The organism is Paenarthrobacter nitroguajacolicus (assembly GCF_051027655.1).
Taxonomy (GTDB): Bacteria; Actinomycetota; Actinomycetes; order Actinomycetales; family Micrococcaceae; genus Arthrobacter; species Arthrobacter nitroguajacolicus.
In genome coordinates this window covers 3,098,340-3,118,686 of sequence record NZ_CP073234.1, presented here as the reverse complement: position 1 = coordinate 3,118,686, position 20,347 = coordinate 3,098,340, and the positions used below count along the sequence as shown (strand labels likewise).

The window sequence follows — 20,347 nt, the reverse complement described above, 5'->3', positions numbered from 1 at the left end:
GTGGCATAGATGACGGCCCCTGCCACATCCCAGCGGCAGGGAAAGTCAACACTCGCACACCGACTGTTCACTGACACCAATGAGGTACAGAGTTTGTCCCGTCCCGCCAGCTCCAACCCGCCCGGAAGATCACCGCTGAGACGAGGTGCCCTGACGCCGACGCTCATTGTCGTGGCAGTGGCCGTCGTCGGGTTCATTTTCTTCGCCAATGTGTGGACTGACGTCCTGTGGTACCAGCAGCTTGGCTTCTTCGAAGTTTATATCCGCGAAAACCTCGCAAGGATCATTACGTTCCTCATCGGTTTCGCCATGATGTTTGCCGCTGTTTTCTTCGCCATCAGGATCGCCTACCGCTCCCGGCCCGTCTACGCTCCGGATGCTGAGGCCCGGGACAACCTCAACCGTTACCAGGCACAGCTTGAGCCTGTCCGTCGGGTTGTCATGATCGGCCTCCCCATCCTGTTCGGGCTCTTCGCTGGCAGTGCGGCAGCCAGCCAATGGCAGAAGGCCCTGTTGTTCTTCAACCAGGAGCCGTTCGGACAGACCGACCCGTTGTTCAACATGGATATCAGCTTCTATCTGATGACGCTGCCGTTCCTGGGTTTTGTCACGGGGTTCCTGATCAGCATCGCCGTTGTTGCCGGTATTGCAGGCATCCTGACGCATTACCTCTACGGCAGCATCCGCCTTATGGAACGCGGCATCTTTACAAGCAGGGCAGCGCAAATCCATATCGCCGTCACCGGCGCTCTTTTCCTGGTCCTGTTGGGCATCAACTTCTGGCTGGACAGGTACACAACTGTCCAGAGCAATTCCGGCCGCTGGGCCGGTGCCCTTTACACGGATGTTAATGCCGTTGTACCCACCAAGGCGATCCTTGCCGTAGCCGCGGGCCTTGTTGCCATCCTGTTCATTATTGCCGCGGTCATTGGTCGTTGGCGCCTTCCGGTGATCGGCACGGCAATGCTGGTCATCACGGCCATTCTGGCCGGCGGCGTCTACCCGTGGGTTATTCAGCAGTTCCAGGTTCGTCCGTCGGAGAACACCTTGGAAAAGGAGTTCATTGATCGAAATATCAAGATGACGCGGGCTGCTTACGGTCTGGACAAGATCGACGTATCTGCTTACAACGCCACAACTACGGCGACTACCGGTGCCTTGGCGGCGGACGCGCAGACTACCGCCAATATTCGCCTCCTTGACCCGAACCTCATTTCCTCGGCGTTCGCTCAGCTTGAGCAGTACCGCCCGTACTACCAGTTCCCGCAAACGCTGAATGTTGACCGCTACATGGTTGATGGCAAAGTCCAGGACACCGTTATTGCGGTTCGCGAACTGAACCCGGATGGCCTGAGCGCCAACCAGCAGACGTGGGTTAACAGGCACATCGTTTACACCCACGGTTATGGCGTGGTCGCAGCCAAGGGCAACAAGTTCACGGCGGACGGCAAGCCGGAATTCCTGCAGTCGGGCATTCCGTCCAACGGCGTCCTCGGCAACGACAATTCATACGAACCCCGCATCTACTTCGGCGAGAACTCTCCGGAATACTCCATCGTCGGCGCGCCGGATGGTGCCCCGAACCGCGAGCAGGACCGGCCAGCGGGCCGTGAAGGTGGCGGGGAGACGCAGTACACCTTCAGCGGTAATGGCGGACCAAACGTCGGTAACTGGCTCAACAGAATCCTCTATTCCATCAAGTTCCAGTCTTCGGATCTGTTGCTTTCGGACGGCGTCAATGCGGAGTCCCAGATTCTCTACGAACGCAATCCGCGCGAACGCGTAGAGAAGCTGGCCCCGTACCTGACTGTCGATGGCAATGCATACCCGGCGGTCGTTGACGGCCGGGTCAAGTGGATTGTTGACGGCTACACCACCAGCCAGTATTTCCCTTACTCCCAGCCTCAACAGTTGCAGAATGCCACTGTGGACTCGCAAACCAGTGCCGGACGTACCGTGGCTCTGCCGAACAGCTCGGTGAACTACATCCGCAACTCGGTCAAGGCCACTGTGGATGCTTACGACGGTTCCGTCAATCTCTACGCATGGGACGACCAGGACCCCATCCTAAAGGCATGGCAAAAGGTCTTCCCGACGGTCATCAAGCCCTATTCGGAAATGTCCGGCGACCTCATGAGCCACGTACGTTACCCCGAGGACCTGTTCAAGGTTCAGCGTGAACTGCTCGGGCGTTACCACGTGACCGACCCGGACAGCTTCTACCAGAACAACGATGCGTGGAGCGTTCCGAACGATCCCACCGTTTCGGAAGCCGTCAAACAGCCTCCGTTCTACATGTCACTGCAGATGCCTGACCAGGAGAAGCCGGCGTTCCAGTTGACCTCATCCTTCATTCCTCAAACGGTCAACGGCAGCGCCCGAAACATCCTGTACGGCTTCCTCGCGGCTGACTCCGACGCCGGGAACGTCAAGGGCGTCAAGGGGGAGAGTTACGGAAAGCTGCGGCTCCTGGAGCTCCCCACCGATACCCAGGTCCCTGGTCCCGGACAGGCGCAAAACAAGTTCAACTCTGACCCCACTGTGTCTCAGGCACTGAACCTTCTGCGACAGGGCGCATCAGATGTGCTGAACGGCAACCTGTTGACTCTTCCCGTGGGTGGTGGCCTGCTTTACGTACAGCCTGTCTACCTGAAGTCCACAGGTGAGACGTCGTACCCCACATTGCAGCGTGTGCTTGTGGCATTCGGTGACAAGATCGGCTTCGCGGCCACACTGGATGAAGCTCTTGACCAGTTGTTCGGCGGCGACTCCGGTGCTACTGCCGGTGACTCGGACAACAACGGCCAGACGCCCACCTCGCCTCCTGGCACCACGCCGCCGCCTGCTGGCCCCACTGACGCCAAGGCTGACCTCAAGGCAGCGCTGGATGAGGCCAACAAGGCCATCCAGGATGGCCAGGCGGCACTGGCCAAGGGCGACTTCGCCGGCTACGGTGCGCAGCAGACCAAATTGTCTGAGGCACTCAAGAAGGCGATCGACGCTCAGGCCCGTTTGGACGCCACTCCGGCTCCAACAGCGACGCCGGGAGCTACTCCCAGTGCGACGCCGTCGCCCTCACCAAGCAGCTAGTTCTGTAGGCGGTTGAAGGCCGGTGCCTGCTCCCTTCCGGGGGGCGGGCACCGGCCTTTTCCGTAGGCGAGACACACATCACGTCGCCTCGATTTGGTCTGCCATTCACCGGACGGTAATGTTGTTCTTGCGACGCGGGGTGGAGCAGTTCGGTAGCTCGCTGGGCTCATAACCCAGAGGTCACAGGTTCAAATCCTGTCCCCGCAACTGGAGAAAAGGTCCGGATCAGTAAACACTGATCCGGACCTTTTGTTTTCCCTGAAAGTCCCAAGCCGGCATCTTCCCTGGTCAGACGCCCTCTCACGTCCCTCGGGTTTGAGCCTCACCTTCTCTCACGTCCCTCGGGTTTGAGCCTCACCTTCTCTCACGTCCCTCGGGCTTAAGCCCGGCGCTCTCTCACGCCCCTCGGGTTTGAGCCTCACCTTCTCTCACGTCCCTCGGGTTTGAGCCCGGCGCTCGGAAGGCATTGGCCGGCCGACGGCGAAGCGCCTTTTGGCTGCCGGCCACGGTGACCGCGAAATGTTCAGGCTTGAGGGAGTGATCTGCGGCACCTTGGATGCCATATGGTCAGAAGCACCCTGGACGGTGGGGTAGAGTTGTTCTTGCGACGCGGGGTGGAGCAGTTCGGTAGCTCGCTGGGCTCATAACCCAGAGGTCACAGGTTCAAATCCTGTCCCCGCAACTGGAGAAAAGATCCGGATCAGTGACAACTGGTCCGGATCTTTTGTTTAAGGGGTAACCGGTACACCGGTGCTAGCATCAAACCCGGATTTGCTGAGGCAAGAAATGGATGGGAAGGCCCAATGGTCAACGACGACTACAAGTTTGGCCTAGAGCGTGAAGTCCTCCAGAGGGACAGCCCCGTTGCCGTGTATCAGCAGGTGGCGGACGTGCTCACGGATCAAGTCAGCCGACTGGAGCCGGGGTCGCGGATTCCCACGGAGGAGTCCCTGATGGATGCCTACGGCATTAGCCGGACCACCGTCCGGAAGGCGATCGAAACACTGGTTGTGAAGGGCCTGTTGGTCCGTAGGCAGGGCAAAGGGACATTCGTGATGGCTCAGCGCCCCGTCAAGATGCTGAATCGTCTGGCACCGTTCATGGAGACGTTCACGGCGGCCGGCATGAAGACTGTCAAGGGACTCATCGAATACAAGTGGATGGAGAAGGACAAATCGGTGCCAGCCAAGCTGGTTTCCGATGACAATCTAGTTCTGGTCATCCGCCGCTCCTACTCAAGCGCGGGTTGGCCTTATGCCATAGCCGAGATTTTCATCCCCTCGCACATTGGCCGCCACATCAGCCTCGCCGATGCCGAACGGAACTCCATCTATCAAGTCATCCAAGACAGGACACTGAAGCCCCTCCATCGGGCAGAAATCACTGTGACAATGCATGCACCGCCCGAGCACCTGGCAGACGCTCTGAACGTCCGCGGGTTTGCTATGGTGCCACGCTTGGAGCGGACTACTTTAGGCCCGCATGGAGAGGTTCTGGAGTGCACGGTGACCTACTTTCACCCCAAGGGATTCGAAATCCGCGCTGAAGTGGCAACCGACGTCAGCCCTGGCCAGGATTCGCCAGTTCCTTCGGCAGGTTAGGTGAAAAGCGAAAAATGGGCCGGATCCCTGCGAGAATCCGGCCCATTTCCTGGTACAGCGGTATGTTGTGGGCAGTCCGCCCGATGGACGGTTTAGTTCCTAGAGCTTGTCGAAGTCAGCTTCGTCGACAGTTGCGCCGGTTGCCGCCGGAGCTCCCGCGCCGATGGCAGGCTTGGAACCGCCCGACTTCAGGGCTGCAAGACGGGCTTCGATCTCGGTCTGCTCTCCGAGATCTTCGAGCTGGTTGAACTGCGCATCGAGGCTGGAGCTGGCGAGTTCCTGCTGGCCCAGGACCTTGGCCTCTTCGCGGCGGATCTTCTCTTCGAAGCGGCCCACCTCGCTGGTGGGATCCATGATGTCGATGCTCTTAAGGGCATCATGCACCTGGGACTGCGCGGCAGCGGTCTTGGAGCGTGCCACCAACTCGTTGCGCTTGGCGGTGAGTTGGTTCAGCTTGTTCTTCATCTGGTCAAGCCCGGTCTTGAGCTTGTCCACCACCTCGGTCTGGGACGCGATGCTCGGCTCTGCTCCCTTTGCCTCGGACTCCGCCGTCATCTGGCGCTGGATGGCTACCTTGGCAAGGTTGTCGAATTTTTGGGCATCAACGGAATCACCGGAAGCGCGGTACTCATCGGCTTTCCGGGATGCTGCCAGGGCCTTGTTGCCCCAATCCTGAGCGTTCTTGACGTCCTCGTTGTAGTCCGCCTGCAGCATCCGCAAGTTGCCGATGGTCTGGGCAACGGCTGATTCGGCCTCGGCAATGTTGTTCGTGTAGTCGCGGACCATCTGGTCCAGCATCTTCTGCGGGTCCTCAGCCTGGTCCAGCAAGGCGTTGATGTTTGCCTTGGCGAGCTGCGAGATCCGACCGAAAATGGACTGCTTAACCATGGTGTTGCCTTTCGTCCTGCTCAGTGGTGACACTGAAATCAGTGATCAGTTGTTGTACCGCTTCTATGCGGGGCATGGACCCCGCCTAGTCTGTCTGGCTAGAAGCTGCCGGAGTCTCCACCGCCAAAGTCGCCCCCGCCACCGCCAAAGTCGCCCCCGCCGCCGGAATCGCCGCCGAAGAAGCCACCGCCACCTCCGCCGTCATTGCCGCCGCCCCAGCCGCCTCCTCCACCGTTCAGGATGGAGTTGATGAGGATGCCGCCGAGTATTGCGCCGCCGAGGCCACCGCCTCCGCCACCCCCGCCGAACATTCCGCCGCGGCCGTAGCCTTGGTCGGCGTAACCGAACTGGTCGACGTCAGACTGCGCGAGTTGCGCCGCCTGGGCTGCCAGCGAATGCGCCTGCTGTGCATAAGTAAGAGCGGTCACGGGGTCGTTGCGCGAGATCGAAAGCGCGTAGTCGAGGTTGCGCTGCGCTTCCGCCAACCTTGTCCGGGCTTCTGTGCCCACGCCGCCGCGGCGGGCGGTGATGTAGTCCGATGTTGCGCTGATCTGCGCCTGGGCGGCCATGATTGTTTGCTGCAGGGAGGCCTGTGCCCGGCGGGCCTGTTCCTGCTGGTCGCGGATGCCGGACAACGACTGATCGAGCGCTTGGTGGGCTGACTCTACGCGGCTCAGCGTCGCGATGGGATCGATCTTTCCGCCTTGGATCTCGGTCTTCACCTGTGCCAAGGCGGCTTCCACGCCGGCCACGGGCCCCGCGAGTTCCGGGTGTTCGCCGGACTGGATCATCGCACGGGCCTGGGCAAGGTCTTGGCTGGTCTCCGCCACGGCGCCTTCCAAGGAGGAGCGCGCCTCATCAAGGCTGCCTGCCGTCTTGGAGATGGCATCGATCAGCACGTTTGTTTGGTGCAGGCTTTCTTCTGCTGCACGCACTGCCACAGCAGCCAGGCTGTTCTCACCGGTTGCCAACTTTTCCTGGGCGGCGGTGGCGGCGTTCTGCACGAATGCGAGTCGCTCCTTGGCCTGCAGAATGTTGTCTGAGACCTGGGCCAAGGCGGACTCGGCGTACTTGGCGCGCAATCCCTCGAGGGACTGCTCTGCGCTGGCGATCTTCGCATCGGCCTCCCTGGCTCCCGCGGTTACTGCTGCCAAAGCCTGAGGGGCGTTCTTCTCAAGCTCGCGCAAAGAGTCGAAGTCAGCCTTCTGATCACGCAGTGACGCCAGGGCGGCCTCTGAGCGGCGGATGATTTCGCCAAGCCAGCTCCGCTGCTGCTCTTCGGTATCAGGAATGTGGTCGTCCAGCTGCTGCTGCAGCTTGAACGACTCCGTCATGTGGCCCTTCGCCTCTTCCAAGGCTTTGGTGAAGTTGCCAATCGCGGAATCACCGTACTGCGCCTGCGCAAAACCGAGTTCCTGCTCGCTGGACTTGATGGCGTCGTCCGCCTCGATCAACAGCGAACCGCTCTTCTGGCGCAGTTCCGGAATACTGAGACCCGCAAGAGGGTCAAGTTCCTCACCCTGCGGTCCGTAGCTGGCGCTGACGGCCTTGGTGCTGCCCTTCTTGCGGCGGTTTCGGAGATAGAGGTACGTACCGGCGCCGCCTGCTGCGACCACGCCCACCCCGACAAGGACGCCAACGCCGGCGTTGCCGCTGGGCACTGTTCCGCTGCCTCCACCTGCGGCGTCGCCAATGGCAGCAGCAGTGTCAATGGCTGCCTGGGCGTAGTCCTTCTTGCCACCGGCCAGATTGGCAACGACGGCGTTCTGCGCGATGGCAGATTGTTTGGAATAGATGGAGCTGCCCGAGTCAAGGGTGAAGTTGTACTGGCCGGCCGTAGAGATCGCCAGAACGGCGTCGGCCTTGCCCATGCCCCTATTCTTGGCAACGGCCGCAACCCATGCAGCAGGATCGCTTGGATTCTCGAACTTGTCCACTGTGACCACGTACAGGTTGTACTTGTGGTCCTTGAGCGTCTTTTGGATGGCTTCCTGGACTTCGCCTTTTCGGCTACCTAGGACGTTTGCGTCGTCCACGATGTTTTGACCGGACGGAATGGTCACCGGATCGGCAGCCCAGGCTGCGCCGGCCGGCAGGGCCAACATTCCAGCCAGGCCGATAACGGCGAGTACGCGTTTAACTATTGACCGCATGTGCAACCCTTCAGCACGTCTGCGACTGGAACAAGGCGTACCAATCGTCACAGAATGCTCAGCGCCCCCACGCATGGTGTAAAGCCGCAGGTCGCTGTGGCAATTCCTCTTGATTCTATGGTGCACCCCATGGCCCGTCCACAGGGGTGAATATGCCACCAGCGAAATATAGGAGAGAGCTGGAATGTTGACCCGTTGAGGGTCTTTTTGAAAGGTTCCCCCGGCTGCGGGGACAGAGGCCGGGACCTTTCAGGAAGCTCCCAGCGAACGTCCGCTTTTGTTCCAGTTAATGGGTACATAGTTGTTGGAGACGAGGACGAAAGGAAGACCCATGACGGAGAACCCAGCGCAGGGCACCGCACCAGAGGACCGCGAGCCATCCGAGCCGCGGAGGACGACGGGGGAGCAGGGCGATGCAGCCGACACCCAGCAGCAGCCTGCCTGGACGTCAGGACAAGTGACCGGTGCGGAAGGCACTGCACAGCACACCACTCCGCTGCCTGCCTTCCAGCCTCCGGCAGCCCAGCAGCAGTCCCAGCAACCGCAGCAGCCGCAGTACTACGGCGCTCCGCAGCAGAATGATCCGGCTCACCGCCCCAGCTACCCACAGCACCAGCCGTTCTACGGTGGTTCAAACCCCGGAACAAATGGAAATGCCGGCAGCCAGTTCCACAACGCACAGGGATTCCAGAACGCCCAAGGCCAGAACGCCCAAGGCCAGAATGGCCCCGGAATGCAGCACACCCCAGGCCACTCTTCGGCGGTAGCCAACAAGCGTAAGCCGGCATTCGGTGTCGGCACCCTTGTGGCAAGCATGCTTGCGGCAGGTTTGGTCGGTGGCGGTGTGGTGGCCGGCAGTAACGCGCTGTGGGATAACCCCGCCCCGGCTGCTTCAACAGGCGGGCAGTCCAGCACGGTCATCGTGAACAACAAGGACGACGTCAACGTCATTACCGCTGCGGCGGCCAAGGCATCGCCCAGCGTGGTGACCATCAAAGCGACCAGCGGCAACGAGGGCGGCACGGGTTCCGGCATCATCCTCGACGACCAGGGCCACATCCTCACCAACACCCACGTCGTAACGCTGGACGGTGCTACCGCCAACGCTGCCATCGAGGTCCGGACGAGTGACGGAAGGGTCCTGAAGGCCACAGTGGTTGGCACGGACCCGTTGTCAGACCTCGCCGTGATCAAGGTGAGCGACGCATCGGGCCTTGTCCCGGCGACTCTGGGTGACTCGTCCAAGATCAACGTGGGGGACACCGCCGTCGCCATCGGTTCACCGCTGGGCCTCACCGGTACGGTGACGGACGGCATCGTCTCCACGCTCAACCGCACCATTAGTGTTGCGTCGTCTGCGGTGCCGGAAGGTACGCCGGATGAGAGCCAGGGTGACGACGAAGGCTTCCAGTTTGCGCCGCCGAACGGTGGCCAGAACCAGCGGACTGCCAATGAGGGTTCCATCGCCATTAACGTGATCCAGACTGATGCAGCGATCAATCCCGGCAACTCCGGCGGTGCCCTGGTGAACAGCAAGGGTGAAGTTATCGGCGTCAACGTAGCCATCGCTTCCGCGGGCAGCGGAACCTCCGAATCGTCCACCGGTAACATCGGCGTCGGCTTCAGTGTCCCGATCAACCACGCCAAGCGCGTTGCGCAGGAGATCATCGATACCGGCAAGGCCAGCCATGGTCAGTTTGGTGTGTCCGTTCGTTCGAAGTCCTCTTCGGGCAGCGATTCAGGCTTCTCCGTGGGTGCTGAGGTTGCCTCAGTGACTTCGGGTTCGGCAGCTGCCAAGGCTGGGCTCAAGGTCGGCGACGTCGTAACCAAGTTCGGCGACTACACCGTGAGCGATCCCAACCAGTTGACCGCCGCAGTCCGCGAGCAGCCGGCCGGTGCCAAGGTGAAGGTCACCATTCAGCGTGGTGGCCAGACACAAGAGGTAGAGGTCACCCTCGACGCCGCCCAGCAGTAGGCGGCCCATTAGCAGGCAAGAACAACGTACGACGGCGGACGGCACCTCCCTGGTGTCGCCCGCCGTTTTGCTGTGGCCACGCAGTCAACTGCAACGAAACGCATCGCGCGTAGCTGAAACAGGACTTAACGCAGGGAGTGGTTTTCTGCGGGCAATATGCTTAGCTAGGACGAGCCCACACGATGGGCAATTTACGGCCACGCTGCTGCGTTTGGCCGTCCACAAGCATGGAAGGCTGCTTCGAAGACAGTGGAAGAGACATTGAAGATTGTCGTTCTGGTCAAGCACGTCCCGGACGCCCAGTTCGACCGGCACATCACCGGACCTGGCAACACCACCGACCGTGAAGAGAGCATTTTGTCCGAACTGGACGAATACGCCCTCGAGGCAGCGCTCCAGCTGGCAGAGGAACGCGGCGGCCCGAAGGCCGGAAACGAGGTCATTGCCTTGAGCATGGGCCCGTCCGGTGCGGTCAATGCTGTGAAGAAGTCCCTCCAGATCGGCGCGTATTCCGGCGTCCACCTCAGCGATGACGCTTTGGCTGGTTCGGATGCTGCTGCTACATCTCTGGCACTTTCCGCAGCCATCCGCCACATCTCAGCCGACGGCCGACCCGTGGACCTGGTTCTGACGGGCATGGCCTCCACGGATGGCGAGACTTCGCTCATCCCTGCCCAGCTTGCCGAGCGTTTGTCGTTCCCGCAGGTCACCTTTGCCTCCAGCCTTGAGGTCACAGGCGGCCAGGTCACGGCCCGCCGCGATGCTGGCGCCTTCTCCGAAACGGTTGAAGCGCAACTCCCTGCAGTGGTCTCGGTGACCGATCAGATCAACGAACCGCGCTATCCCAATTTTAAGGGCATCCTGGCTGCCAAGAAGAAGAAGATTGCCTCCTTGTCGCTGGCCGACATCGGCGTGGACGCCTCGCAGGTCGGCTTGGCCGGCTCGTGGACAGTGGTTGAGTCTGCAGAGGCACGCCCACCGCGGACAGCAGGAACCATCATCACAGACGACGGCGACGCCGGCATCAAGCTGGTCGACTTCCTCGCCGCACAGAAGCTGCTCTAAAGGGGACTCCAACCATGGCAAATGCACTTGTTTTCATTGACAACCCGGGAGCAGCGCTCAAGAAGAGCAGCCTGGAGCTCCTGACCATCGCCCGTTCCCTGGGGGAGACCGCCGTCGCGTTCACCGGGCAGCTGCACGACGACGTCGCCGCCACCTTGGGCGCATACGGTGCCACCACGGTCTACCAGCCGTCGGTGGACAACCTCGACAACTACTTGGTGGGACCCAAGGCCGCTTACCTCGCCGCTGCCGTGGCAGCGTCCGGAGCTACGACGGTACTCCTGGACAACTCGCCTGAGGGCAAGGAAATCGCGGGGAGGCTCGGCATCAAGCTCAACGCCGGCGTCATCACCGACGTCGTGGGCGTTGAGGCTGACGGCACCGCGCACAAGTCGGTTTTGGCGGGCTCCTACAACACCACCGCTAAGGCCACCACTCCGGTGACGGTTCTTTCGGTCAAAGCCAACAACGTAGAGCCTGCACCGGCTGGTACTGCGGCAGCCCCGTCAACCTCCACGGTAGACGTTCCGGCAGACGCGATCGCGAACTCCGCACGCATCGCGGCGCGGACCGAGAAGCCCGTCAGCGGCCGGCCCGACCTCAGCGAAGCAAGGATCGTCGTTGCCGGTGGTCGTGGCGTGGACGGCGACTTCGGCCCGCTCGAAGAGCTTGCCGATGCCCTGGGCGCGGCGGTTGGTGCGTCCCGCGCCGCTACCGATGCAGGGTGGATCGGCCACGACGCACAGGTTGGCCAGACCGGCGTCACGGTGTCACCGCAGCTGTACATTTCTGCCGGCATCTCAGGGGCCATTCAGCAAAAGGCCGGGATGCAGACTTCCAAGGTCATTGTGGCCATCAATAAGGACGCAGAATCGCCGGTGTTCGAGATTGCCGACTACGGCATCATCGGTGACCTCTTCAAGGTTCTCCCGCAGGCCACTGCGGAGATCAAGAAGCGGAAAGGCTGATCCCTTTGTCCACTGACGCCACGTCAGCGAAGAGCCCGTTCGACGCCTCTACGGAGCGCGTTGAGCGGGTGCTTTGTTTTACTGCCCATCCTGACGACATCGACTTTGGCGCTGCCGGGACCATTGCGGCCTGGACGGCGGCCGGCGTCGAGGTCAGCTATTGCATCATGACCGACGGCGACGCCGGCGGCTTTGATCCGGTGGATAGGGAACGAATCACCGAACTCCGCGCAGAGGAGCAACAGCGGGCAGCAGCCCTGGTGGGAGTCAGCGACATCCATTACCTGCACGAGCATGACGGCTACCTTGAGCCGACACATGGCGTCATCAAGCAAGTAGTGAAGCTGATTCGCGAGATCCGTCCCGACATCGTGCTCACCATGCACCCGGAAAGGAACTGGGATCGCCTGCAGAAGAGCCACCCTGACCACCTCGCGGCAGGCGAAGCCGTTACCCGGGCGGTCTACCCGGCAGTGGAAAATCCCTTTGCCTACCCCGAGCTGGCCGCGGAAGGACTTACTGCCTACAAGCTGCCGTGGTTGTGGTTTATCTCCAGCCCGGATGCCAGGGAGAACTACTTTGTGGATGTCTCGGACCACGTGGAGGCAAAGCTTGACGCCATCCGCGTCCATGCGAGCCAGCACCCGGATATCGAAGGTATGGAGCGCGTGGTCCGGAGCATGATGTTGGCCAACGGGGAGCGTGCCGGCCTGCCCGCCGGGACCAGCGCGGAGGCTTTCCACGTAGTGTCCGTTAACGGGTCAAGCACCATCGCCGGCTTCTGACGTTGCTGTGGTGTAACCCGTGTCATATGCTTGATCTCGGTTAAATCATATTTATTCGAGGAAGGCAGACTTTGATGGCGAAGACTGCGCAGCAACCTGTACTGGTGATTATGGGAGTCTCCGGTTCGGGCAAATCGACTGTAGCCGGCGTATTGGCAGGGAAGCTTGGATGGGACCTTGCTGAAGGCGATGACCTCCATCCTGAAGCGAACGTGGCAAAGATGCACTCGGGACAGGCCCTCAGCGATGAGGACCGCTGGCCTTGGCTGGGTATCATCTCGGATTGGATCAGGGCGCACGTGGATTCCGGAACCCCGGCGATCATCACCTGCTCGGCACTGAAAAAGAAATACCGCGACGTACTCAGGGGGGAAGGCGTTGTCTTCGTCTTCCTACAGGGGAGCAAGGACAAGATCTCGGATCGCCTTGCCTCCAGACATGGGCATTTCATGCCGCCGTCGCTCCTGGAATCCCAGTTCGACGCACTTGAGGAACCCACGGAAGACGAACACCACATCTCCTTGTGCGTTTCCGCGTCGCCGGCCGAAGAAGCCGACGAAGTGATTGAGCGGCTCGGTCTCCGGCCCCTGGGCGCCGGTACCGAATTGACCGCCTCGTGAGGGTCCTGGAGACAGCGACCCAGGTGCAGGAATGGACAGCGCACGACACCCAACTCCTTGTGGTGGCAGCGCTGGGCATTGCACTGATCGTGGTGCTGATCGCGAAGCTGAAACTGCATCCGTTCCTGGCGCTGGTCCTGGGCTCGGCCTTCGTGGGACTGGCGTCAGGCGTGGAACTGGGCAAGGTGATCACCAACTTCGAGGACGGCGTCGGGGGTGTCCTCAAGGAAGTCGGCCTGCTCATTGCGCTCGGAGCCATGCTGGGGAAGCTGCTGGCTGATTCCGGCGGAGCCAACCGCGTGGTGGACACCCTGTTGGCTAAAGCCAGCGGCAACAAGCTCGTGTGGATGATCACGCTCGTGGCTGTGATCATCGGCTTGCCAATGTTCTTCGAAATCGGACTCGTTCTGCTGCTTCCGGTGATTGTCCTGGTAACCCAGCGGTCCAAGATGAAGCTGATGCGTATCGCTATTCCGGCGTTGGCAGGCCTGTCCGTGCTTCACGGACTGGTGCCACCGCACCCGGGTCCGTTGATTGCGATCAGTGCAGTCAAAGCGGAACTGGGAACAACGCTCGGCTTGGGCATCCTCGTGGCGATCCCCACGGTTATTATCTGTGGCCCGCTCTTCTCGCGGTTGGCTGCCCGTTGGGTACCTGTTGACGCTCCGGCCGTAGCCGGAGGCATCGACACCCAGCACGCAGCCGATCTGAGCGAAGTGAAGCGCCAGCCGTCGTTCCTTGTGACACTGCTGACCATTATCTTCCCCGTGGTCCTCATGTTGCTGAAGGCTTTGGGCGGCATCATCTGGCCAAACCCTGAAACGGCACCGGCAATCAGGATCTTCTTCGACTTCGTGGGCCAGCCTCTGGTGGCCATGACGTTGGCGGTCCTTTTGGCAATCGTGACGTTCGGATACGCCGTAGGCTTCACCGGCAGCAGGATCACAGCCAAATTGGGTGAAAGCCTGGGGCCCATCGCTGCCATCCTCCTCATTGTGGGCGCCGGTGGTGGTTTCAAGCAGACCTTGATCGGTGCCGGCGTAGGCGATGCCGTCAAGAAATGGGCAGAAGGCGCCAACATGTCGGTCCTGGTGCTCGGCTTCATCGTGGCGGTGGCTCTCCGCCTGGCCACGGGCTCGGCGACAGTGGCGACCGTGACTGCAGCGGGCATTGTGGCACCCCTCGCCAGCAGCCTTAGCCCGACGCACGCAGCCTTGCTGGCCTTGGCCATCGGAGCAGGGTCCCTGTTCCTGTCCCACGTCAATGACGCTGGATTCTGGCTGGTCAAGGAATTGTTCGGTCTTACCGTTGGGCAGACGTTCAAAACCTGGTCCGTGATGGAGACGCTGATCTCCGTGGTGGGCTTCGGCTTCGTGATGCTTCTATCGCTCGTGTTGTAGCTGCGAAAACGATCTTGTAGCTGCGAAAGCAGCCGACAAACGCACGACGCCGGCCGTCCCCTTAGGTGGGGCGGCCGGCGTCGTGCGCTGTTTCGTCATGTGTCAGGCGCTGAGCCCCACCACCAGGACCGGGTCCGTGGTGGGGGCGCTGGATCCGCCAGTGGGTTCCACGGTGATGGCTACGGACGAGGCTGAGGACAGGCCCTTTACGACGGCTGGCTTGGAGAGCGTCTCCGCGTCCATGGTTCCCTGCGGTACAGGGGCGGAGCCGTCCTTGGGCAAGGTCCACAACTGGTAGACCTTGCCTTCCGGTGCCGGTGCAACCCCGTCCATCAGAACCACGAAGGAATCTTTGGCCGATGATGCAGAGATGGTGGCCGTACCACCGCCGGGAACAGGCGCGGACTTCTTCTGGACATCCTGTGCCTGCAGAACCTGGTTGACCGGGTCATTCTGCGCAGAAACGTAGGCGCCCACTCCGATGCCGCCCAGTGCAATCACAGCTGCTGCGGCAGCTCCGACGATCCATCTGCGTGCGCCACCGGTGCGAGTGCGTTCTGCGCGCCTGGCCCTGGCAGCCGCAAGGTCGTCGACGGCGGGATTCGCTACAGGCGGGGCCGCCGGCTCAGCAGGGGGTTGGGTGACGGCATCCGTGGTGATGCGTTCCATGATGTTGTCGAAGAGCCCGACCGGGGGTGCCTCTTCCGGCGCGAAGCTGACTGACAGTGCCTCGCGGGCTTCGCGGACCCGATCCAGGAACTCAGGACGTTCAGGAGCGTCCTTGATGTAGTCATCGATCATGGCCCGTTCGTCGTCGTTCACGGCGTCCAGGGCATAGATTTCGGCCAGTTCCAGAACGCGGCCCTCGGCGAGGTCGGTGGCGATGTCGTTGGCAAACATTCTGCGGATAAAGCCTCCACTGGTGTTTTCACTCATATCAACCCACCCCCAGGCAGGTCTTCAGACGTAGTAGTCCATCACGGATGCGGGATTTGATGGTGGGGACAGCGGCACCGAGATGCTCGGCTACTTCCCGGTAGGTCAGTCCGCCATAGTATGCGAGGCGGACGGATTCGCGCTGCGTGTCCGTGAGCGTACCGAGGCAGCGGCTAACAGCTTCGGCCTCCAGGTTCGTGTCGGCTTCCTCCGCCACCAGGTCGCGGTCCGGATCGAGGCTCGCTGCGCCGTACTTGGCTTCGCGGTCGGTTGCCGCTTGCACGGCGCGGACACGGTCAATGGCCCGCCGGTGGGCGATGGTCATCAGCCAGGCCAGTGGAGTCCCGGCGGCACGGTCGAATTTGGCAGCACCCTGCCAAACCTGGATATAGACCTCTTGGGTGGCGTCCTCGCTGAGGTCAGGGTCTATCAGGACGCGCCTGGCCATACCGAACACACGCCGCGAGGTGAGGCTATAGAACTCGGCGAAAGCCTGCTGGTCGCGTGCTGCCACGAGTTCGAGCAAGCCAGCCAGCTGCGAGTTCAGATCAGTCGCAGAGCCGGTAGCTTCGGAGACCGGGGGGCCGGGGTTGTTGGGGATGTCCATCACCGTCCAGCATATGTCGTCCGGTTTGAAACCGGCAGCATAACGGGATTGCGTCGACGGCGCGGCGGTGCAGCGGCTTGCCGTCATCACCCTGGTCTGCAGCGCACTCACGTAGGCTCCCTCAACGAATGTCCAAGGCAGGAGTTGTCCTGCATAAGGTATTCGGTGCTGTGGGGCCGTTGGATGGGCTACACCTTGGCGCCGGCAAATCCGTTCTGCCGCCAAGCTTCAAAGACGGCGATCGAAGCAGCGTTGGCCAGGTTGAGCGAACGGAGCGAAGGCTTCATGGGAAGGCGAACACGCGCTGTAACGTGCGGATCCTGTTTGAGCCAATCCGGCAGGCCCACGGATTCCGGACCAAACATGAGGACGTCGCCCTCGCGGTAACTGATGTCCGTATAGGACGTCTCACCGTCAGAGGTGTAGGCGAAAACCCGTTCCGGCTTGAGCGCGGCCCACGCGGCATCGATGTCCTTGTGGACAGTAACTACGGCGAGATCGTGGTAGTCGAGGCCGGCGCGGCGCAGCTTGGCATCGGAAAAATCGAAGCCGAGGGGCTCCACCAAGTGAAGCTCGGCCCCCGTGATGGCGGCCAAACGGATGGCGTTGCCCGTATTGCCCGGGATTTCTGGAGTGTGGAAGAGGATGCGGAACACGGTCCCATCTTAGTCAGCCGCGTAGAAGTCGGCTGCGCCTAGTGCATCCCGCGAAGCAGACGTGCCAGGACTGGTATCACCACAGTGTTCGGCGCCGGCCCTGAACTGAGAAATTGCTTGAGCCCCCTCACCAGCCCTGCCGCGTTGACTACTTCCACAGCGTTGTGGCTGGACTGGCCCTTGCCGTATTGGTCGATAACTGGTTCGTGGAGGTTGCCGTCAGGACTGTGCAGAACCACCCAGCCGGTGACATTGAGTTCGGGAAAGAGGTCCTGCATATGGCGGACGATGTGCGCGAGCTGCGGTGGAGCTACCGAACGCCCGCCGTGCCGCAGCGAGTGGCCATCCCAGGCATAGGCACCTTTGGGCAGGAGCATGGAACCGATCAGCGCCAGCCGGTAGCCGGAAAGGACGGCGTGATCGATGTGATTGTTGTCCGATGGCGAGCGCAACCCGTTGATCAGCCTGGCGGCGGGTATGGCAGTCAGGACCTGCCGGCTGATGAGCTGCACAGTGCGCATCTCGCGTTGAATGCGGGCCTCGGCTCCAAATATGCCGCGTTTGCGGGGGAGCCCGTGGACCTGCTGGGCCGCTTCGGCCGCTGAAATGAGCGGAACCTCGGTGGGATCGTCAAACGCAGGGACATAGACCGGGGGGTCGCCCGCCGTATTGCGGTGGGCCTGGGGTCGCTTGACGTTTGTGGTGGCGGAGGGGCCCGGCGTGGCAGTGCCGGTGTAGTCCCCGGGCCGGGGCTGGCTGACGCTTGAGGCTCCACGGGCGTACCTTCGGTCGTATTCGGCCCGTCGTTTGGGATCAATCAGGGTTTCGTAAGCGAGGGTGACACGCCGGAACATTTCGGCTTCTCCACCGTGGTCAGGGTGTGCCTTCCTGGCAGCCTTTCGGTACGCCACTTTGATCTCCTTGTCCGTAGCTGTGACGGAAACGCGGAGAACCTGATAGTGCGAGCTGTTGCCCTCGGCCAAGCACGGGCCCTTCTCTGTGATGGTGGTGCGCTTCCGGGGAAGCGCGGTACTGGCAAGTTTATCCAGCCACTATGTGAACGTCGGTAACGGGCCCCGTGGTTCCCGCTGGCATAATTCACGCTGTGAACCCTTCGGCAACCGATAACACCTGAGCATGCCGAAGAAAATCGCTGTCGCCATCAATCCTGCTGCCTCATTCGGCCGCGGGCGCAATGCCGGGCACCAAGCCGTAGGTTTCCTCCGCGCCGCCGGCCTGGACGTCGTCGTACTTGAAGCGGACGACTACGACGCCCTGCGGAGGGCGGTGGATGTGACCTTGGCAGCTGGTGTGGAGGCGTTGGTAGTGGTGGGTGGCGACGGCATGGTCCATCTGGGTGTCAATGCGGTTGCCGGGATGGACATTCCCCTCGGCATTGTTCCTGCCGGAACAGGCAACGACGTCGCGCGGCTGTTGGCTTTGCCGCTGAACGACACTGGGGCCGCTTGCCGCAGGCTGCTGGCTGCCTTGGAAACGGGCGGGCGCAGGATCGACGTCGGACGGGTCGCCGCAGGCGGTGAGACCAGCTACTTCGCGGGCGTCCTGTCCGCCGGCTTTGATGCGGCCGTCAACGAGCGGGCCAATTCCTGGCGGTGGCCCCGCGGGAAGAGCCGGTACAACCTTGCGATGCTCAGGGAACTGGTTTCCTTCCGGCGAATCACCTACACCGTGACCGCCGATGACGTGGCCTGGCGTCAGCCTGCCTTGCTCATTTCAGTGGCCAATGGTCAGTTCATAGGCGGGGGCATGCAGATTACACCTGACGCGGTTCCCGATGACGGGTGGCTGGACATGTTTGTGGTGAAGCCCTTGTCGCGGCTCCGCTTCCTTGCCGTGTTTCCCAAGGTTTTCGCCGGAAAACACACCAGCCATCCTGCCGTGGAGATCAAGCGCGTCCGGAAAGTGCAGTTGGACGCCGAAAGCGTGGTGGCCTACGCCGACGGGGAGCGCATCGCCGAGTTGCCGGTCGTCGTCGACCTTGTTCCCGCAGGCCTATGGGTGCTTGCCTAGTGCGTGCGCGGTGCTGGCGGAGCCTCGTTGCAGCAGGCGGCTAGACTCGATCGCGGCGACAAGCCGCGGTTGCCGGATATCAGGCGGCATGGCCCGGACGGCAGGGCTCAGGGAGCAGACAGGGAGAAATAGTGGCGAACAACGTTCGACGACGACTGGCCGGCTTGGTTGCCGGCGGAGCCGCAGGCGTCCTGCTGGCTGGCTGCACCGTCAACGTTCCGGACCCGGCAGCCCCGAAGCCTTCGCCATCGGTATCCACGCTGGCTACTCCGACTATCACTCCTGGACACGATGCGGCCGCGGTGGCCGCCAAGGATTTGCCGCTGGCAGCAGGAGGAACCTTGGCACCGGGGGAGCCGGTGACTGTCTCCACGCGGTTGGAGGAAGTGCCAGGCTGGTCCGTGGTTCACTCCGCTCTGCAGGGTGAGACCAGATACAAGAAAACGGATGGATGCATTCTCGCGGTCCGGGTCAGCGTGAACCAGGGGCCGTTGGTGGTGGCTGGCGACGACATCGCGTCAACCAAGGCATTGTTCGATTATTTGAATGCCGGCGCTGCGGTGGACAGCTTGAAGCCGGCGTCGTTGCGTTGGGGGGAAGACTCTGACAAACCCCAACACAGCGTTGAGTTCCTCAGTTTGGAATCCTCTTCAGCATCCGGCGGCCAGTCAGCTGTTGTCCTGGCCAGGTTGTTCAGCGCCCCCGCGTCCTCGGTGTATGTCTCCCTGGCATGCCCGGATGACAAGACCTTGGCCCCGGCGCGTGCTGAGATCATGGCCCAGCTCGTCGTGGTACCGCCGTCTTGATCCGGGCAGCGCATAAAGCAGCAATTCTTGTTTTTAGAGTTAACGTAATGCATGGGCACTTTCGACCTCCCGTGGATCCGCAAAATCGCAGCTATCGCTGTGTTGGGCGATGAGAACCGCCGCAAGTTGTATGAATACGTTCTGAATGCCGGCAGCGCGGTGGGGCGGGATGAGGCGGCCTTGACTCTGGGCTTGCCCCGCAGTTCGGTGTCTTTCCATTTGGACCGCCTGGTTCGCGAAGGACTTTTTCAAGTCGAGTTCAGGAAGTCGCCCGACAGGACGGGTCCAGGCTCGGGGCGGCCATCCAAGCTCTACAGGCCAATGGTGGATGAGATTGGCGTCTCCATCCCGGAGCGGCACTATGACCTCGCCGGCCACCTCATGGCTGCAGCCATCCAGCGGGCTGAGTCCGATGGCGCTCCCGTTGAGGCTGCCCTGCGTGAGGTCGCTTCAGCCAGGGGAAGCGAGTTGGGAAGGCCTGGCGATTTCCTGGGTGCGATCTCGGATCTTGGGTACCATCCCACCCCCGATGCCTCCGGGGGATACCGCCTGCTGAACTGTCCCTTCCATCGCCTGTCGCTGGACCACAAGGAGGTAGTGTGCGCCATGAACGGCGCCTTCCTCAGCGGTGCTGCGACGGCCTCCGGACTCGGCGCCGACGTCGTCGTGCCGGATCCGGACCATGGACCGGGACACTGCTGTGCGCGCATCACCACCCTTGAGGGCGATTCCTGAGCAGGCGGCTCCTGAAGGCTCGTCGTCGGTA

Annotated in this window: 17 protein-coding genes and 2 tRNA genes; 13 read left to right on the top strand and 6 right to left on the bottom strand. The window is 61.8% G+C overall.

The window, feature by feature from the left end; translation table 11 throughout:
* The first annotated feature begins 9 nt into the window (after positions 1-9).
* The 4 genes from KCX59_RS14745 (at position 10) to KCX59_RS14730 (ending at position 4,691) form a co-directional block, all read left to right on the top strand.
* Positions 10-3,090: a UPF0182 family membrane protein gene (locus tag KCX59_RS14745; RefSeq protein WP_256870815.1), complete on the top strand. Its 3,081-nt coding sequence runs from the start codon at positions 10-12 to the stop codon at positions 3,088-3,090.
* 133 nt (positions 3,091-3,223) lie between these two features.
* Positions 3,224-3,297 (top strand) — tRNA-Met (locus KCX59_RS14740).
* Between the two features lie 401 nt (positions 3,298-3,698).
* Positions 3,699-3,772: transfer RNA gene (locus KCX59_RS14735), tRNA-Met, on the top strand.
* Between the two features lie 121 nt (positions 3,773-3,893).
* A complete protein-coding gene (locus KCX59_RS14730; protein WP_178996974.1) occupies positions 3,894-4,691 on the top strand; it encodes a GntR family transcriptional regulator in 798 nt (265 codons plus the stop codon).
* Between the two features lie 99 nt (positions 4,692-4,790).
* Here the strand turns inward: KCX59_RS14730 and KCX59_RS14725 are convergent, their stop codons facing one another.
* Positions 4,791-5,579, bottom strand: coding sequence for a PspA/IM30 family protein (locus KCX59_RS14725; RefSeq protein ID WP_179017125.1), 789 nt, complete (start codon positions 5,577-5,579; stop codon positions 4,791-4,793).
* Positions 5,580-5,677: 98 nt separating this feature from the next.
* Complete coding sequence (locus KCX59_RS14720; protein ID WP_179017126.1) at positions 5,678-7,732, bottom strand: TPM domain-containing protein; 2,055 nt, start codon at positions 7,730-7,732, stop codon at positions 5,678-5,680.
* A 331-nt stretch (positions 7,733-8,063) separates the two neighbouring features.
* Here KCX59_RS14720 and KCX59_RS14715 point away from each other — a divergent pair, with 331 nt between their 5' ends.
* The 6 genes from KCX59_RS14715 to KCX59_RS14690 all read left to right on the top strand — a co-directional run bounded on the left by KCX59_RS14715 (position 8,064) and on the right by KCX59_RS14690 (position 14,545).
* Positions 8,064-9,707: a S1C family serine protease gene (locus tag KCX59_RS14715; protein WP_179017127.1), complete on the top strand. Its 1,644-nt coding sequence runs from the start codon at positions 8,064-8,066 to the stop codon at positions 9,705-9,707.
* A gap of 261 nt (positions 9,708-9,968) precedes the next feature.
* A complete protein-coding gene (locus tag KCX59_RS14710; RefSeq protein ID WP_054809334.1) occupies positions 9,969-10,772 on the top strand; it encodes an electron transfer flavoprotein subunit beta/FixA family protein in 804 nt (267 codons plus the stop codon).
* Between the two features lie 14 nt (positions 10,773-10,786).
* Complete coding sequence (locus tag KCX59_RS14705) at positions 10,787-11,740, top strand: electron transfer flavoprotein subunit alpha/FixB family protein (protein ID WP_091468639.1); 954 nt, start codon at positions 10,787-10,789, stop codon at positions 11,738-11,740.
* A gap of 5 nt (positions 11,741-11,745) precedes the next feature.
* A complete protein-coding gene (locus KCX59_RS14700; protein WP_179017128.1) occupies positions 11,746-12,525 on the top strand; it encodes a PIG-L deacetylase family protein in 780 nt (259 codons plus the stop codon).
* A 74-nt stretch (positions 12,526-12,599) separates the two neighbouring features.
* Positions 12,600-13,145 (top strand): gluconokinase, encoded by a 546-nt coding sequence (locus tag KCX59_RS14695; RefSeq protein ID WP_179017129.1) that lies wholly within the window; start codon positions 12,600-12,602, stop codon positions 13,143-13,145.
* A complete protein-coding gene (locus KCX59_RS14690) occupies positions 13,142-14,545 on the top strand; it encodes a gluconate:H+ symporter (protein ID WP_091468631.1) in 1,404 nt (467 codons plus the stop codon). The genes KCX59_RS14695 and KCX59_RS14690 overlap by 4 nt, the downstream gene beginning before the upstream one ends.
* Before the next feature lie 102 nt (positions 14,546-14,647).
* Here the strand turns inward: KCX59_RS14690 and KCX59_RS14685 are convergent, their stop codons facing one another.
* From KCX59_RS14685 to KCX59_RS14670, 4 genes are all read right to left on the bottom strand, one after another.
* Entirely contained in the window at positions 14,648-15,481 is an 834-nt protein-coding gene (locus KCX59_RS14685; RefSeq protein ID WP_178996969.1) for an anti-sigma factor domain-containing protein, read from the bottom strand.
* 1 nt (position 15,482) lies between these two features.
* Positions 15,483-16,088, bottom strand: coding sequence for an ECF RNA polymerase sigma factor SigK (gene sigK, locus KCX59_RS14680; RefSeq protein ID WP_166660316.1), 606 nt, complete (start codon positions 16,086-16,088; stop codon positions 15,483-15,485).
* A gap of 188 nt (positions 16,089-16,276) precedes the next feature.
* On the bottom strand, positions 16,277-16,744 hold the full coding sequence (locus tag KCX59_RS14675) for a tRNA (cytidine(34)-2'-O)-methyltransferase (protein ID WP_178996968.1): 468 nt from the start codon (positions 16,742-16,744) through the stop codon (positions 16,277-16,279).
* Between the two features lie 38 nt (positions 16,745-16,782).
* Positions 16,783-17,727: a J domain-containing protein gene (locus KCX59_RS14670; protein ID WP_179017130.1), complete on the bottom strand. Its 945-nt coding sequence runs from the start codon at positions 17,725-17,727 to the stop codon at positions 16,783-16,785.
* Between the two features lie 154 nt (positions 17,728-17,881).
* On the opposite strand from KCX59_RS14670, the gene KCX59_RS14665 reads away from it, so the two are divergent.
* The 3 genes from KCX59_RS14665 to KCX59_RS14655 all read left to right on the top strand — a co-directional run bounded on the left by KCX59_RS14665 (position 17,882) and on the right by KCX59_RS14655 (position 20,316).
* Positions 17,882-18,775: a diacylglycerol/lipid kinase family protein gene (locus tag KCX59_RS14665; RefSeq protein ID WP_179017131.1), complete on the top strand. Its 894-nt coding sequence runs from the start codon at positions 17,882-17,884 to the stop codon at positions 18,773-18,775.
* Between the two features lie 131 nt (positions 18,776-18,906).
* Positions 18,907-19,581 (top strand): hypothetical protein, encoded by a 675-nt coding sequence (locus tag KCX59_RS14660; RefSeq protein ID WP_179017132.1) that lies wholly within the window; start codon positions 18,907-18,909, stop codon positions 19,579-19,581.
* A 51-nt stretch (positions 19,582-19,632) separates the two neighbouring features.
* Positions 19,633-20,316: a helix-turn-helix transcriptional regulator gene (locus tag KCX59_RS14655; RefSeq protein WP_178996964.1), complete on the top strand. Its 684-nt coding sequence runs from the start codon at positions 19,633-19,635 to the stop codon at positions 20,314-20,316.
* Positions 20,317-20,347: the final 31 nt, after the last annotated feature.